13 protein-coding genes and 1 pseudogene are annotated in these 14,185 nt (G+C 73.3%); 5 read left to right on the top strand and 9 right to left on the bottom strand.

What is annotated here, in order from left to right:
- The first annotated feature begins 24 nt into the window (after positions 1 to 24).
- Together CLT75_RS00070 and CLT75_RS00065 are read left to right on the top strand one after the other, a co-directional pair.
- On the top strand, positions 25 to 732 hold the full coding sequence (locus CLT75_RS00070; RefSeq protein ID WP_047894121.1) for an amino acid ABC transporter permease: 708 nt from the start codon (positions 25 to 27) through the stop codon (positions 730 to 732).
- Positions 729 to 1,694: an amino acid ABC transporter permease gene (locus tag CLT75_RS00065; RefSeq protein ID WP_135238909.1), complete on the top strand. Its 966-nt coding sequence runs from the start codon at positions 729 to 731 to the stop codon at positions 1,692 to 1,694. The genes CLT75_RS00070 and CLT75_RS00065 overlap by 4 nt, the downstream gene beginning before the upstream one ends.
- A gap of 57 nt (positions 1,695 to 1,751) precedes the next feature.
- Here the strand turns inward: CLT75_RS00065 and rny are convergent, their stop codons facing one another.
- The 7 genes and pseudogenes from rny to CLT75_RS00030 form a co-directional block, all read right to left on the bottom strand.
- Entirely contained in the window at positions 1,752 to 3,518 is a 1,767-nt protein-coding gene (rny, locus tag CLT75_RS00060; RefSeq protein WP_135238908.1) for a ribonuclease Y, read from the bottom strand.
- A gap of 724 nt (positions 3,519 to 4,242) precedes the next feature.
- Positions 4,243 to 4,941, bottom strand: a complete 699-nt coding sequence (locus CLT75_RS00055) for a 3-keto-5-aminohexanoate cleavage protein (protein WP_135238907.1) — start codon at positions 4,939 to 4,941, stop codon at positions 4,243 to 4,245.
- 50 nt (positions 4,942 to 4,991) lie between these two features.
- Positions 4,992 to 5,684: a regulatory protein RecX gene (locus CLT75_RS00050; RefSeq protein WP_135238906.1), complete on the bottom strand. Its 693-nt coding sequence runs from the start codon at positions 5,682 to 5,684 to the stop codon at positions 4,992 to 4,994.
- An 11-nt stretch (positions 5,685 to 5,695) separates the two neighbouring features.
- Positions 5,696 to 6,745 carry a recombinase RecA gene (gene recA / locus CLT75_RS00045; protein ID WP_013284729.1) on the bottom strand — a complete coding sequence of 350 codons (1,050 nt, stop codon included), beginning with the start codon at positions 6,743 to 6,745 and terminating at the stop codon, positions 5,696 to 5,698.
- A 185-nt stretch (positions 6,746 to 6,930) separates the two neighbouring features.
- The gene (locus CLT75_RS00040) at positions 6,931 to 7,131 is read right to left on the bottom strand and encodes a DUF3046 domain-containing protein (protein WP_013284728.1); all 201 of its coding nucleotides are present in this window, start codon (positions 7,129 to 7,131) and stop codon (positions 6,931 to 6,933) included.
- A pseudogene (locus CLT75_RS00035) lies at positions 7,122 to 8,434 on the bottom strand (MFS transporter). The gene CLT75_RS00040 and the pseudogene CLT75_RS00035 overlap by 10 nt, the downstream one beginning before the upstream one ends.
- Before the next feature lie 69 nt (positions 8,435 to 8,503).
- The gene (locus tag CLT75_RS00030; protein WP_135238904.1) at positions 8,504 to 9,646 is read right to left on the bottom strand and encodes an acyl-CoA dehydrogenase family protein; all 1,143 of its coding nucleotides are present in this window, start codon (positions 9,644 to 9,646) and stop codon (positions 8,504 to 8,506) included.
- A gap of 85 nt (positions 9,647 to 9,731) precedes the next feature.
- Here CLT75_RS00030 and CLT75_RS00025 point away from each other — a divergent pair, with 85 nt between their 5' ends.
- Positions 9,732 to 10,388 (top strand): 4a-hydroxytetrahydrobiopterin dehydratase, encoded by a 657-nt coding sequence (locus tag CLT75_RS00025; RefSeq protein ID WP_135238903.1) that lies wholly within the window; start codon positions 9,732 to 9,734, stop codon positions 10,386 to 10,388.
- 1 nt (position 10,389) lies between these two features.
- On the opposite strand, the gene CLT75_RS00020 is transcribed toward CLT75_RS00025, so the two are convergent.
- Both CLT75_RS00020 and CLT75_RS00015 read right to left on the bottom strand, forming a co-directional pair.
- Positions 10,390 to 11,088: a UdgX family uracil-DNA binding protein gene (locus CLT75_RS00020; protein ID WP_135238902.1), complete on the bottom strand. Its 699-nt coding sequence runs from the start codon at positions 11,086 to 11,088 to the stop codon at positions 10,390 to 10,392.
- Positions 11,089 to 11,166: 78 nt separating this feature from the next.
- The gene (locus CLT75_RS00015) at positions 11,167 to 12,504 is read right to left on the bottom strand and encodes an aminotransferase class I/II-fold pyridoxal phosphate-dependent enzyme (RefSeq protein ID WP_135238901.1); all 1,338 of its coding nucleotides are present in this window, start codon (positions 12,502 to 12,504) and stop codon (positions 11,167 to 11,169) included.
- Positions 12,505 to 12,542: 38 nt separating this feature from the next.
- Here CLT75_RS00015 and CLT75_RS00010 point away from each other — a divergent pair, with 38 nt between their 5' ends.
- Together CLT75_RS00010 and leuE are read left to right on the top strand one after the other, a co-directional pair.
- Positions 12,543 to 13,790, top strand: coding sequence for a bifunctional pyridoxamine 5'-phosphate oxidase family protein/GNAT family N-acetyltransferase (locus tag CLT75_RS00010; RefSeq protein WP_135238900.1), 1,248 nt, complete (start codon positions 12,543 to 12,545; stop codon positions 13,788 to 13,790).
- A partial coding sequence (gene leuE, locus CLT75_RS00005; RefSeq protein WP_135238899.1) for a leucine efflux protein LeuE occupies positions 13,787 to 14,185 on the top strand: 399 nt, incomplete at its 3' end. The genes CLT75_RS00010 and leuE, both read left to right, overlap by 4 nt.

The raw sequence follows: 14,185 nt of genomic DNA, 5'->3' as shown, positions 1-14,185 counted from the left end.
GGAGGGTGGGGAGGAAACCGACCCGTGAGTGTGCTCATCGACAAGTTCGACGTCTTCGCGGGCGGGTTCTGGCTCACCCTCCAGATCTGCTTTCTCGCCGCGATCGGCGCCCTGATCCTGGGCGCCGTCGTGGCGGTGCTGAGGATCTCGCCGGTGCCACCGCTGCGCGCGGTCGGCACCACGTACGTGAACGTCTTCCGGAACCTGCCGCTGACCGTCGTGCTGTTCTTCGCCGCGTTCGGCCTGCCGGCGCTCGGTTCCAACGCCGACTTCCTGCGCATCCCGGGCCTGGAATCGATCTTCACCCGGCTCGGCACCGACCTGCCCTACTTCCGGTTCGGCCTGATCGCGCTGGTCCTCTACACCGCGGCGTTCGTCTGCGAGGCCCTGCGCTCCGGCGTGAACGCGGTGCCGCCCGGCCAGGCCGAAGCCGCGCGCTCGCTGGGCCTCACCTTCGGCCAGAACCTGCGGCACGTCGTGCTCCCGCAGTCCTGGAAGGCCTCGGTGGTGCCGCTCGGCTCGGTCATCATCGCGATGATCAAGAACTCCGCGCTCGTCGGCTTCTTCGGCGTGGTCGGTGACCTCTCCCAGACCGCCGATCAGCTCACCTCCGCCGGCGGCTACCCCTTCATCCCGGTGGCGATCGGCATCTCCGTCGGATACCTGATCATGACAGTCCCTCTCGGCGCCCTGCTGGACCGGATCGAGAAGCGACAGGCGGTGGCCCGATGAGCCAGCAGAGCGTCCTCTACGACATCCCCGGGCCGCGCCAGCGACGCGTCACGCTCATCAGCAGCCTGATCGCCGTCGTGGTGGTGCTGGCCGGCGCCTACCTGTTCATCTACCGCCCGCTGGCCGACAAGGGCCAGTTCTCGATGGAGCTGTGGGGTCCGCTGGTCGACCCCTCGAACGAGAACTTCCCCCTCGTCTGGGACCGGATCGGGATCGGCCTCAAGAACACCCTGGTCGCCGCCGCGCTGGCCATCGTCGCGTCGCTCGTCGTCGGCACCCTGCTCGCCGTCCTGCGGATCCAGCTCAAGAGCCTGACCCGGCGGCGCTTCACCGGCGCCGCCGCACCAGTGGCGTACCTGCTGCGCGGGCTGAGCTGGGTGCTGGCCGCCGTGACCCGGGTCTGCGTCGAGGTGTTCCGTGGCCTCCCGGTCGTCATCACCATCTTCTTCGTGGCGCGCGGTTTCCCCGAGTTCGGCGCCTCGTTCGACAACCTCTGGTACCTGGTCATCGGCCTGACCATCTACAACTCCGTGGTCATCGCCGAGATCCTGCGATCGGGCATGGAGGGCCTGCCCGGCGGGCAGGCCGAGGCCGCCGCCGCGATCGGGCTCTCCCCGTTCCAGACCACCGGGCTGATCCTGCTGCCGCAGGCCTTCCGGATCATGCTGCCGGCGCTGATCAGCCAGCTCGTGGTGGTGCTCAAGGACACCTCGCTGGGCTTCATCATCAGCTACGAGGAGACGCTCAACATCGGCAAGCAGATCATCGGCGTCCTGGGCAACCCGATCCAGGTGTACGTGGTGATCGCCGTGCTGTTCATCGCCATCAACTACTCGCTGTCGAAGCTGGCCCAGTACGTCCAGCGCCGGCTCTCCCGGGGCCGCAAGAGCGCCGGCACCCCGGTGCCGAACCCGCCGCCGGCCGCGCTCGCCTCGCAGGCCGAGGGCGCGGGCGGCAACTGACCGCGACACACGAAGAGGGCCGGCCGTTCACGGCCGGCCCTCTTCGTGTTCCCCGGTCTAGCGGGCGATCTCGGTGACCCGGGACTCGCGCACCACAGTCACCCGGATCTGACCCGGGTAGGTCAGCTCCTCCTCGATCTGCTTGGCCACGTCCCGGGCCAGCACCGCCGCGCCGATGTCGTCCACGTCGTCCGGCTTGACCATCACCCGGATCTCCCGGCCCGCCTGCATGGCGAAGACCTTCTCCACGCCGAGCTTGCCGGCCGCGATCTCCTCGATCCGCTCCAGCCGCTTGACGTACGCCTCGAGGCTCTCCCGCCGCGCGCCCGGCCGCCCGCCCGAACAGGCGTCCGACGCCTGGGTCAGCACCGCCTCGATGGTCTGCGGCGGTACCTCGTTGTGGTGCGCCTCGATGGCGTGCACCACGTCCTCGCTCTCGCCGTACTTGCGGGCCACGTCCGCGCCGATGATCGCGTGGCTGCCCTCGACCTCGTGGGTGAGCGCCTTGCCGATGTCGTGCAGGAACGCGCACCGCTTGATCGTCGGCACGTCCAGCCGCAGCTCGGCGGCCATCACCCCGGCGATGTGCGCGGTCTCCACCAGGTGCTTGAGCACGTTCTGCCCGTACGACGTCCGGTAGCGCAGCCGGCCCAGCAGCGTGACCAGCTCCGGGTGGATCTCGGTGATGCCGACCTCGACCAGCGCGTCCTCGGCGGCCCGGAGGCACAGCTCCTCGACCTCCTGCCGGGCCAGATCGTAGACCTCCTCGATCCGGTGCGGGTGGATCCGGCCGTCCAGGACCAGCTTCTCCAGCGTGACCCGGCCGACCTCGCGGCGTACCGGGTCGAAGCAGGACAGCAGCACCGCCTCGGGCGTGTCGTCGATGATCAGGTTGACGCCGGTGACCGACTCGAAGGCGCGGATGTTGCGCCCCTCGCGGCCGATGATGCGCCCCTTCATCTCGTCGCCGGGCAGGTGCAGCACGCTGACCACGCTCTCCGCGGTCTGCTCGCTGGCGACCCGCTGGATGGCGTCCACGACGATGTTGCGGGCGCGCTGCTCGGCGCTGCCCCGGGCGTCCGCCTCGATCTCCCGGACCAGCAGCGCGGCCTCGCGCTTCGCCTGCCCCTCGATCGACTCGACAAGCTCGGCGCGGGCCGCGTCGGCGGTCAGGCCGGCCACCCGCTCCAGCTCCCGGCGGCGCTGCTCCTCCACCTCGGTCAGCGTCCGCTCGCGCTCGGCCAGGGCGGCCTCCCTTGCGGCGAGCGCCGCGGTGGCGGCGGTGAGCTGCCGTTCCCGCTCGGCCAGCCGCTCCACCTCCTCGGTGTGCAGCCGCTCCCGCTCGTCCATCCGGGCGGCGCGGCGTTCCACCTCGGCCGCCTGCTCCCGGGTGGTGGCGGCCAGCACCGCCACCTCCCGCTCGCCGCTGCGCCGCGCGGTGGCGCGCAACTGCTCGGCATCCGCCTCGGCCTGCTTGTGCGCCCGCTCCAGCACCGTGTCGGCTTCGGCGCGGGCGTCGTCGAGCACCCGCCGCGCCTCGGCCCGGGCCGCCTTCGCCTCCGCCTTGGCGGCGGCCGCCTCAGCCCGCGCCGCCGCGGCTGCGGACTTCGCCACGTCGATGGTGCTGTTCACCTCGTCGGCGGCCGTCCGCAACGCCGCGAGGGACTGCTCCTGCCGGTCCTTCTCCGCGATGAAGGCCGGGTCCTCCGGCGCGGGCGCCAGGCTGAGCCGCTTGAGGGTACGCACGCCGAACAGCACGGCGCCGACCACCACCACGACCAGCAGCAGCACGACCAGGAGGAGGACGACGTCGAAGGCGCTCATCGAGCCGCTCCGCACCGGTACGCGGGCACACTCGCCCGCCGATGCCCGGTGGCCGGGTTGTCGCCCGCCGATGCGGGTTCGGGGCCGTGTGGCAGACCGCCGGTGAACCTGTGCCGCCCTGCCATGGCCGCCTCCCCCTGAAACGTCGGCGCCGCAGGACACGCGCGAAGGACACGCGCCTGCGGCTCTGGACGCCCGACCGGAGCGGCTGACTGTGGGCAGCTTTCCGTCGGCGGTGTCCCTCATGGGGCACCGCTGGCGGCCGGTTGCAGTTGTCGGAGGCTCCGAAAGGTTCCGGAGCTTCCGTCAAGGGCCGGTGTAGCTGGCCAAAGTGATGCTGTTCTGTTACGAGATCTATGTTGTGCGCTTAGCCTGCGCTGGTCGGGCAAAGTGAGCCTGTATGGCGAGGCTAGGTCGCGAGGGGCCGTTCGGTCAAGGAGTCATGATCAAACCACCCGGACGGAGAGAAGTTACAGCGTCACTCAGTGGTGATCAGATGCCGGACAGGCCCGGACAAACCCCGCCCTCCGGCGCCGCTTCCCGGCACTCCCGACCTGCTCAGGCCCCCTCCACCACCGCACCGCACGCCGCGGCGGCTCCCGACCCCCACGACCGACCCCATGATCGACGCCATTTCGCCGAGGTGGCGGCATCCGGGCGCCTTTGACCACACCACCTCCCCGATCTGCAGTGGATCAAGCCGCCCACCCACCGGAGGGGTGGGTCAGGCGAGGGCGCGGGCGGCGGTCACCAGCGCGACGTTGTCGGGGGCCGGGGCGCCGTCGGGCAGCAGCAGCGTGTCCTCCAGGCCGATCCGGGTGTGCAGACCCCTGCGGACCGCCTCCGCGTACACCGGCCAGGTGGCCGGGCCCTCCCCGTGCAGCAACACCGGCGGGCACTCGGCCGGCAGCGCGGCGAGGATCGCCGCCGCGTCGGCGAGAGCCGTCTCGACCTGCTCGGCCATGCACTCGACGAGGACCCGCCCGGTGGGCGTGGACCAGCGGCGCCAGGCGTCGACCGCCGCCGGGGTCCACAGGCCGGCCTCGACCATCACGCCACGCTCGTGCAGGGCTGCGGCGATCTCGGCCGCCCCGGGTTCGTGGGCGTTCACCGAGGCGAAGTCGGGCAGCACCGTCCAGGCGCGGACGGCCGCGACCCGCGTGGCCGGGTCCGGGACGATCCAGGCGCCGGTGCTCACGCCGACCGGCAGGCCGGGACGGGCGGCCCGGATGGCGGTGGCCGCCGCGGCGATCACGGCCGGGTCGAGTGACTCGGCACCGCTGTCGTCGCGCGGGTGCACGTGCACCGCCGCCACCCCGGCGACAGCGCAGCGCACCGCGTCGGCCGCCAGTTCGGCCGGGGTGAGCGGCACGGCGGGGTGCTCGTCCCGCCGCCGGGTGCCGTTGAGACACGCCTTCAGCACGGTGTGCGCCTCCCCTCGGGACGGCGGCCGCGACATCGGCCGCCGGTCGGTCAGTCGAGCCGGCGGGAGTCGAGGTCGTGCTCGGCGTCGGCCATCGCGTCGGCGTCGATGTGCTCGGCGAACTCGGCCGCCTCGGCGCTCTGCGCGGCGAGCGCGTCCTTCACCGCCCGGATCGCCACCCCGGCCGGGTAGCCCTTGCGCGCCAGCATGCCGACCAGGCGCCGGAACACCGCGTCCGGCTCGCCCCGGGTGCTGCGCAGCTTGCGGTCCACCAGGGCACGGGCGGTCTGCGCCTCGGTCTCCTCGTCCAGCCCGTCCAGTGCCGCGCCGGCCACCTCGCCGTCGACGCCGCGCTGGCGCAGCTCGTTGGCGAGTGCCCGGCGGGCCAGCCCGCGACCGTTGTGCCGGCTGCTCACCCAGGCGCGGGCGAAGGCGGCGTCGTCGACGATGCCGACCTCGTCGTACCGGTCGAGGACCTGCTCGGCGACCTCCTCGGAGATGCCGCGCCGGGCCAGCGCGCCGGCCAGCTCGGCCCGGGTGCGCGGGCGCACCGCGAGCTGCCGCAGGCAGATCTCCCGGGCCACCTCGGCCTCGTCGCGCGGCGGAGCCGGAGCCTCCCCTGCATCGGGCTCCGCCGCGCGATCACGGCGCCCCCGGCGAGGCCGGGGCGTACCTGTGGCGTCGCCCGTACGGGGTGGACCGGCATCCCAGCCCCGGCCCGTACGGGCGCGTCGTCCTGCCACGGATCAGCGGATCAGAAGTCGACCGGCGGCAGTTCCGGGCCACCGGCGGCGTCGCCCGCACCACCGGTGCCGACGCCGAGCTTCTCCAGGATCTTCTTCTCGATCTCGGCCGCCACGTCCGGGTTCTCGCGGAGGAACTCGCGGGCCTTCTCCTTGCCCTGGCCGAGCTGGTCACCGTCGTAGGTGTACCAGGCGCCGGACTTGCGGATGATCGCCTGCTCCACGCCGACGTCGATCAGCGAGCCCTCGCGGGAGATGCCCTTGCCGTACATGATGTCGAACTCGGCCTGCTTGAACGGCGCGGCGACCTTGTTCTTCACGACCTTGACCCGGGTGCGGTTACCGACCACGTCGGTGCCGTCCTTGAGGCTCTCGATGCGACGCACGTCGAGCCGGACCGAGGCGTAGAACTTCAGCGCCCGGCCACCGGTGGTGGTCTCCGGGCTGCCGAACATCACGCCGATCTTCTCGCGGAGCTGGTTGATGAAGATCGCGGTGGTGCCGGTGTTGTTGAGCACGCCGGTGATCTTCCGCAGCGCCTGGCTCATCAGCCGGGCCTGGAGACCGACGTGGCTGTCGCCCATCTCGCCCTCGATCTCGGCGCGCGGCACCAGGGCCGCCACCGAGTCGATCACGATGATGTCGATCGCGCCGGAGCGGACCAGCATGTCCGCGATCTCCAGCGCCTGCTCGCCGGTGTCCGGCTGGGAGACCAGCAGGGCGTCGGTGTCGACACCGAGGGCCCGCGCGTACTCCGGGTCGAGCGCGTGCTCCGCGTCGATGAACGCGGCGATGCCGCCGGCCCGCTGGGCGTTCGCCACCGCGTGCAGCGCGACGGTGGTCTTACCGCTGGACTCCGGACCGTAGATCTCGACCACCCGGCCGCGGGGCAGACCGCCCACGCCGAGCGCCACGTCGAGCGCGATGGAGCCGGTCGGGATGACAGCCGTCTGCACGACGGGCCGCTCCCCCAGCCGCATCACCGAACCCTTGCCGAACTGCTTGTCGATCTGAGCGAGAGCAAGGTCGAGCGCCTTCTCCCGGTCAGGCCCTGCTGCCATCGTTGCCACCCCTGCCTTCGCCGGCGTCTTTCCTGAGCTTCGCGTCACGCGGGACACGCTAGGCGCTGGGTCCGACAGAAAACCAGCCGACGGGCCGTGAGCTGTGGACGAGCACCCCGCTGTGGACAATAGCCGAACACGTGTACGACTGGGCAAGCGACACGCGGGATCGACGAAAAGGCTGCTCAGCGTAGCCGGGCGGGCACCCGGTCGGGATACGCGGCGACCACGGCGCGCCACACCACGTGCGTTTGCTCACCGGCCGCGAGCGCCTGCTCGATGGTCCGCCCGCCGAGCTGGGACAGCACCTGGTCCCTGGCGATGCTGGTCGCGTAGCCGGGCCCGAACGCCTCCTCCAGCCGCGTCCAGAAATCGGTCAGCCGCACGTGTTCAGTCCTCCTCGTCGAGTGGTGCCGTGCCGGTACGGCGCAGTGCCAGCGCCACCAGCGGCACCACGGCGATCGCCGACAGCAGGGTGAGCGTCGGGTACCCCACGGCCCGCATGACGAACCCGCTCGCCGCCGCCGCGCCCGCCCCGGCCAGCCCCATGAGCAGGTCGGACAGGCCCTGCACGCCGGGCCGGTCGGCGGTGGGCACCGACTCCGACAGCAACGTCGAGCCCGCCACCATCGTGCCCGACCAGCCCAGCCCGAGCAGCGCCAGCCCCACCGACAGCAGCGGTGTGCTGTGCCCCGAGGTGCCGGAGACCGCGCACGCGGCCAGCAGCAGCGCCACCCCGCCGAGGATCACCGGCCGCCGGCCGAACCGGTCGGTGAGCCACCCCACCACCGGCGACAGCGCGTACATGCCGGCGATGTGCAGGCTCAGCACCAGGCCGACCACGGGCAGCACGTCCGCGTCGGAGTGCCACTCGCCGAGGTGCACCGGGGTCATCGACATGACAGCGACCATCACCAGGTGCCCCACCGCGACAGCGGCGATGCCGAGGCGGGCGGCCGGCCGCCCGCGTACCGTGCGCCACGCGGCGGCCATGCCACCGCGGCGGGCGACAGCCGGTGCGGCGCCCGGCGCCGGCTCGGCCGCCGTCAGCCGGCGCGCGGTGAGCAACGGGTCCGGCCGGAGCAGGACCAGGAGTACGACGGCGGTGAGCGTGAACGCGACGGCGCTGAAGGCGAACGGGCCGGCCAGCGCCGGCAGGCCCCAGCCCCGGGTGGTCTCGTCGGCGAGCGCGGCGAAGTTCGGCGCGGCCACCGCGCCGATGGTGGTGGCCCAGACCACCAGCGAGAGCTGCCGTCCCCGGCGCTGCGGCTCGGCCAGGTCCACGGCCGTGTAGCGGGCCTGGAGGTTGGCCGCCGTGCCGCCGCCGAACAGCAGCATGCCGACGAAGAGCAACGGCACCAGGCGCGTCACGGTGGCGACCACCACCAGCACGCCGCCGACCGCGCCGACCGCGTACGCGAGGACCAGCCCCGGCCGCCGGCCCCGCGCGGTCATGAGCCGGGTCACCGGGATGGCGAGCAGCGCGGCGCCGACCACCCCGGCGCTCTGCGCCAGCCCGGCCAGGGCGGTGCCGGCGACCCGGGCGGCGAGCAGCGCGCCGACCGAGATGCCGATGGTGACGCCGATGCCGCCGATGATCTGGGTGAGGAAGAGCAGCCGGACGGTACGCCGCTGGATGCCGGCGACGTCGGGCCGGGGCGGGGCCGGCGCGGTCAGGTCGGTGGACATGCGGCGCTCCTGGTGGGGACGGGTGCCCCATCCTCCCGCACCGGCCCGCCCGGCCGGCACCCGGTTTCGCTACAGGCCGAGGCCCCGGCCGATGATCTCCTTCATGATCTCGGTGGTGCCGCCGTAGATGGTCTGCACCCGGCTGTCCAGCCACGCCTTCGCCACCGGGTACTCCGCCATGAAGCCGTAGCCGCCGTGCAGCTGCACGCACCGGTCGGCCACCTTGGTCTGCAACTCGGTGGTCCACCACTTGGCCTTCGCCGCGTCGGTCACCGAGAGGCGGCCCGCGTTGAACTCGGCGATGCAGTGGTTGACGAACGTCCGCGCGATGGTGACCTCGGTGTCCAGCTCGGCCAGCAGGAACCGGTTGTGCTGGAACCGGCCGATCGGCCGGCCGAACGCCTCCCGGGAGCGGGCGTACTCGATGGTCAGCGCGAGCAGCTTCTCGCAGGCCGCCACCGCGGCGACGGCGATGCTCAGCCGCTCCCGGGGCAGGTTGGCCATCAGGTGGTAGAAGCCGTGGTTCTCGGTGCCGATCAGGTTCTCCGCCGGCACCCGGCAGTCGTCGAAGAACAGTTCGGCGGTGTCGTTGGCCTTCAGGCCCACCTTCGCCAGGCGGCGGCCCCGGCTGAAGCCCGGCGTGCCGCTCTCCACCACGACCAGGCTCACCCCGTGCGCGCCCTGGTCCGGCGCGGTCTTGACCACCACGACCACCAGGTCGGCCATCTCACCGTTTGTGATGAACGTCTTCTGCCCGTTGAGGACCAGGCTGTCGCCGTCGCGGACCGCGCTGGTGCGGATGCCGGCCAGGTCGCTGCCCGCGCCCGGCTCGCTCATCGCGATCGCGGTGACCAGGTCGCCGGAGCAGAAGCCCGGCAACCACCGCTTGCGCTGGTCGCCGGTGGTCAGCTCGGTCAGGTACGGCGCGACCACGTCGTTGTGCAGCCCGAACCCGAGGCCCGAGCACCCGGACGCGACGATCTCCTCGTCGAGCACCGCGTTGAAGCGGAAGTCACGCTGCCCGCCGCCGCCGTACTCGGGGTCCACGTCCGGGCCGAGCAGCCCGGCCGCGCCGGCGGCCCGCCAGACCTCCCGGTCGACGATCCCGTCGGCCTCCCAGCGCTCGTGGTGCGGCACCGCCTCCCGGGTCAGGAACCGGCGGCACAGGTCACGGAACTCGTCGTGGACGGGCTCGTAGAGATGCTGCTCCATGCCGGCCAGTCTGGCACCGCTCACCCGCACCGGACAGGGGTGAGCGGGGCTGGTCCGCCGCCGCGCGGTGGACCAGGATGGCCGGATGAGCACACTCACGGGGAGACAGGTGGCCGAGGCCGGGCTGGACGGGTGGACGTACCTGCTGGGGGCGTTGCAGACGCGCATCCGTACCCCCGATTTCGCGGCCGGACTGGCGCTGGTGGCCGCGGTGGGCGCGGAGGCCGAGCGGGTCGATCATCATCCCGATCTGGACCTGCGCTACACCCACGTGGACGTGCGGCTCTGGTCGCACGACGCGGGTGGGGTGACGCAGCGTGACCTGCGGCTGGCCCGGACGATCACGGCCCTGGCCGCGGACGCCGGGCTGACCCTGTCGCCGGCCGGGCTGGCCCGCCTGGAACTCGCGCTGGACACCCCGGAGCACGCCGCGGTGCTGCCGTTCTGGCGGGCGGTCCTGACCTGGCAGTCACCGGACGGCCGCGGACCGGACGACGACGAGGTACGCGACCCGGACGGCGTGCTGCCGACCGTCTGGTTCCAGCGCTCCGGCCGGGACGAGCCGCGGCAGCGGTGGCACCCGGACGTGTGGGTCGACCCGGCCGAGGTGGACGCGCGCATCGCTGCCGCGCTGGCAGCGGGCGGGACGCTCGTCAGCGACGCGGAGGCGCCGAGCTTCTGGGTGCTCGCCGACCCGGACGGCAACCAGGTCTGCCTCTGCACCTGGCAGCAGCGCTCCTGAGTCAGCGCAGCGCCTTGGCGGCCACCTTCAGGTCGGCGACCAGGCCCTCGTACGCCACGTCCTGGTTGTCGGCGCGCAGCACCGCCGACGGGTGGATGGTGGCGAGCAGCCGGGCCGCCGGGGCGTCGGCCACAGCGCCCGTCCGGTCGACCGGCACGCGCTCGAAGTCCTCCGGGTGCTGGGCGGCGGCGGGCCAGGGCAGCAGCTCACCGCGCTGCTTCGTCACCCGGAAGCTCGGGCCGAGCAGCGCCTTGGCAGCGGTGGCGCCGAGCACCACCACGATCTCCGGGCGCAGCCGGGCGAACTCGGCGACCAGCCAGGGCCGGCAGGCGGTGACGTGCACCCGGTCCGGGGTCTGGTGGATGCGCCGCCTGCCGCGCAGCTCGAACCGGAAGTGCTTCACGGCGTTGGTCAGGTAGATCTGGGCGGGGTCGAGCGCCGCGTCGTCGACGGCCTTACGCAACAGCCGCCCGGCCGGCCCGACGAACGGCAGCCCTTTCTGATCCTCGATGTCGCCCGGCTGCTCGCCGACGAAGACCACCCGCGCGTGCTCGTCGCCGCGGCCGAAGACGGTCTGGGTGGCGTCCCGGTACAGCTCACAGCCCCGGCAGTCGCCCGCCGCGGCGCGCAGCTCGTCGATGGTGTCCGCCGACGGCGGGATGAACTCCTGTGCGCCGGGTGCGCTCTCGGTCTCGGCCATGCCGATCGTTCTACCCCGTCCGGCGGCGCGCACGCGAGCCCCGCCGCGCTGTCCGGAGGTGTCAAGAAGGGGCCCTTCCTACACCGAATGCGTTAAGAGGGGGCCCTTCCTTCCCGCGGTGAGGGCGTCGGCGAGCGCGGGGATGTCGGCCTCGTCCAGCGCGCTCACCGAGACGCGCACGGCGGGGGCGGCAGCGATCCGGTACAGGCCACCGGGGGCGAGCGACCATCCGGCGTCACGCAGCGTCGTGATCGCCACCGTCTCGTCGGGCACCGGCACCCAGACGTTGATCCCGGTACGCCCGTACGCGGTCGTCCCGCGCGCGGCGAGCGCCGCCACCAGCCCGTCGCGCCGCCTGTCGTAGCTGTCCGCCGCGCGCCGGACCAGTTCGGCGGTGGCCGGGTCGCGCCAGAGCGACACGACCAGGCGTTGCAGCACCGTGGAGACCCAGCCGGCGCCGACCCGCGCCCGCCCGGCCACCCGGGCCACTGTGGCCTCGTCGCCGGTCAGCACCGCGAGCCGCAGGTCGGGCCCGTAGGGCTTGCTCACCGACCGGACGAAGGCCCACGCCGGGGTCGCCCCGGCGAGCGGATGCAGGGGTACGCGGGCCAGCTCGGCGGCGTGGTCGTCCTCGATCAGCAGCAGGTCGGCCCGGCCGGCGAGCAGCGTCCGCAGCGCGTCGGCCCGGTCGGCGGAGACGGCGGCGCCGGTCGGGTTCTGCGCCCGGCTGGTCACCACGAGCGCCCGGACCCCGGCGGTGAGCGCCGCCCGGACCCCGCCCACGGTGGGGCCCTCGTCGTCCACCGGCACCCCGACGGCACGCAGCCCGAGCGCGGCGATCAGGTCGAGCAGGTTGGCCCAGCCCGGGTCCTCCACCGCCACCGCGTCGCCGGGACGCAGGTGGGCGGCGAGCAGCCGTTCGATGCCGTCGAGCGCGCCGCCGGTGACGGTCAGCGCGCCGGCCGGCACCCCGTCCGCGGCGAGCCGGTCCCGGGCCAGGGCGGCCAGGTCGGGCAGCACGGCGTCGGTCGCGTACCCGCCGGGGGGTCCGATCTCGGCGGCGAGTGCTGCCAGGTGCGGGCCGAGCGGGGGCAGCAGCCGGGGGTCGGGCTGGCCGGCGGAGAGGTCATGGCCGCCGGGCAGCGGCGGGGGCAGCAACGCGGCGCGGCGACCGGCGACCGGCGGGCGGGGGCGGACCCGGGTGCCGTGCCGGCCGGCGGTCGCGACCAGGCCGCGTTGCCGCAGTTCCTGGTACGCCTTCGCGACGGTGGCCGGGCTGACGTCCAGCTCGGCGGCGAGCGCGCGGACGGCGGGCAGGGCGGCGCCGGGGGCGAGATCGCCGGTGCGGATGCCGGATTCGACGCTTGCCGAAATCGCGGCGGAGGTCGAGCCGGTGACCTGATATTGTGCTGCCACAGTTCGGAGATTGTACTAGAACAAAGGTGGGATGTCACGTGTACGCCCCGACCGAACGCACCACCGCCACCCGCACCCGCGACCGGATGCACTACGACCGGGCCACCGCGCACGCGCTGCTCGACGAGGCGTACCACTGCGCGCTGGCGTTCACAGTGGACGGCGAGCCGCGCATCCTGCCGACCCTGCACGTCCGCCTCGGCGACACGCTCTACCTGCACGGGTCCACAGGCAGCCGGCCGCTGCTCGCCGCCCGGGGCGAGGCCGGGCTCCCGGTCTGCGTCTCCGTCACCCACCTCGACGGGCTGATCTACGCCCGCTCCCAGTTCCACCACAGCGCCAACTACCGGTCGGTGGTGGCGCACGGCACCGCCCACCTGGTCGACGACGCCCGCGAGAAGGCGGCGGTGCTGACCGCGCTGGTGGAGAAGGTCGCCGCCGGCCGGTCCGCCGACAGCCGCCCGCCGAACCGGCGCGAACTGGCCGAGACCGCCGTACTGGCACTGCCGCTGCGCGAGGTGTCGGTACGGACGCGCACCGGCGGCGTCAACGACGAACCGGCCGACGAGGCGCTGCCGTACTGGGCCGGTGTGGTGCCGCTGCGGCTCACGCCGGGCCGCCCCGAACCCGCGCCCGGGGTGAGCGCGCCGGTGCCGGCGTACCTGCGCTCGGCCCGCTCGCCGTGGCACGAGCCGGCGGTGCTGCGCGGCGAGCACGTCGTGCTGGAGCCGCTCGACCTCGCCCACGCCGACGAGCTGTACGCCGCCACCGCCGACCCGGAGGTGTGGCGGCACCTGGGCGGTACGCAGCCGGCCGACGCTGCCGAGACGCGCCGGGTGGTCGCCGCCTACCTGGACGCGCAGGAACGCGGCGAGCAGGTGTGCTGGACCCAGCGTTGTGCCGTCACCGGCGCCGTGATCGGCACGACCTCCTACTACGAGATCGACCCGGTCCGCCGGTCGCTGGCGATCGGCTACACCTGGCTGGGCCGCCCCTGGTGGCGTACCGGCGTCAACACCGAGGCGAAGCTGCTCCTGCTGGGCCGGGCCTTCGACGACCTCGACGCGGTCCGCGTGGTCTGGCACACCGACATCCGCAACGACCGCTCGCAGCGCGCCATCGAACGGCTCGGTGCGAGCCGGGAGGGCGTGCTGCGGCAGCACAAGCAACGCGCCGACGGCTCCTGGCGGGACACCGTGCAGTACTCGATGCTCGCGCAGGAGTGGCCGAAGGCACAGGTCAGCCTGCGGGAAAGGCTTCGCCCGGCGGCACCCGCAACGTCATGATGTCCGGCGTGCTGGGGATCACCGACATCTGGACGTACGTGCTGGGCACCGTGGCGATCGTGCTGCTGCCCGGCCCGAACTCGCTCTTCGTGCTGGCCACCGCCGCCCGCCGGGGCGTGGCCACCGGTTACCGGGCCGCCGCCGGGGTGTTCGTCGGCGACGCGGTGCTGATGGTGCTCTCCGCCGCCGGTGTGGCCTCGCTGCTCCAGGCGTATCCCCCGCTCTACCTGGTGATCAAGTACGCCGGCGCGGCGTACCTCGGGTATCTGGGGCTGGCCATGCTGCGCGGCGCGTGGCGGCGCTGGCGCGACCGCAACGACCCGGCCACGCCGCGCCTGATCGACGAGGTGGAGCCGGCGGAACAGCGGGAGCCGTTCCGGCGGGCGCTGGTGATC

The sequence above is a fragment of the Micromonospora sp. CNZ285 genome, assembly GCF_004637285.1.
This window is presented reverse-complemented; position numbering and strand designations above follow the sequence as displayed.

What these genes read in the sequence shown, in the direction of transcription:
- recA (WP_013284729.1), bottom strand. Translation starts at nt 6,745, where the DNA reads ATGGCAGCAGGGCCTGACCGGGAGAAGGCGCTCGACCTTGCTCTCGCT.
- CLT75_RS00065 (WP_135238909.1), top strand. Translation starts at nt 729, where the DNA reads ATGAGCCAGCAGAGCGTCCTCTACGACATCCCCGGGCCGCGCCAGCGA.
- CLT75_RS00020 (WP_135238902.1), bottom strand. Translation starts at nt 11,088, where the DNA reads ATGGCCGAGACCGAGAGCGCACCCGGCGCACAGGAGTTCATCCCGCCG.
- CLT75_RS00025 (WP_135238903.1), top strand. Translation starts at nt 9,732, where the DNA reads ATGAGCACACTCACGGGGAGACAGGTGGCCGAGGCCGGGCTGGACGGG.
- rny (WP_135238908.1), bottom strand. Translation starts at nt 3,518, where the DNA reads ATGAGCGCCTTCGACGTCGTCCTCCTCCTGGTCGTGCTGCTGCTGGTC.
- CLT75_RS00030 (WP_135238904.1), bottom strand. Translation starts at nt 9,646, where the DNA reads ATGGAGCAGCATCTCTACGAGCCCGTCCACGACGAGTTCCGTGACCTG.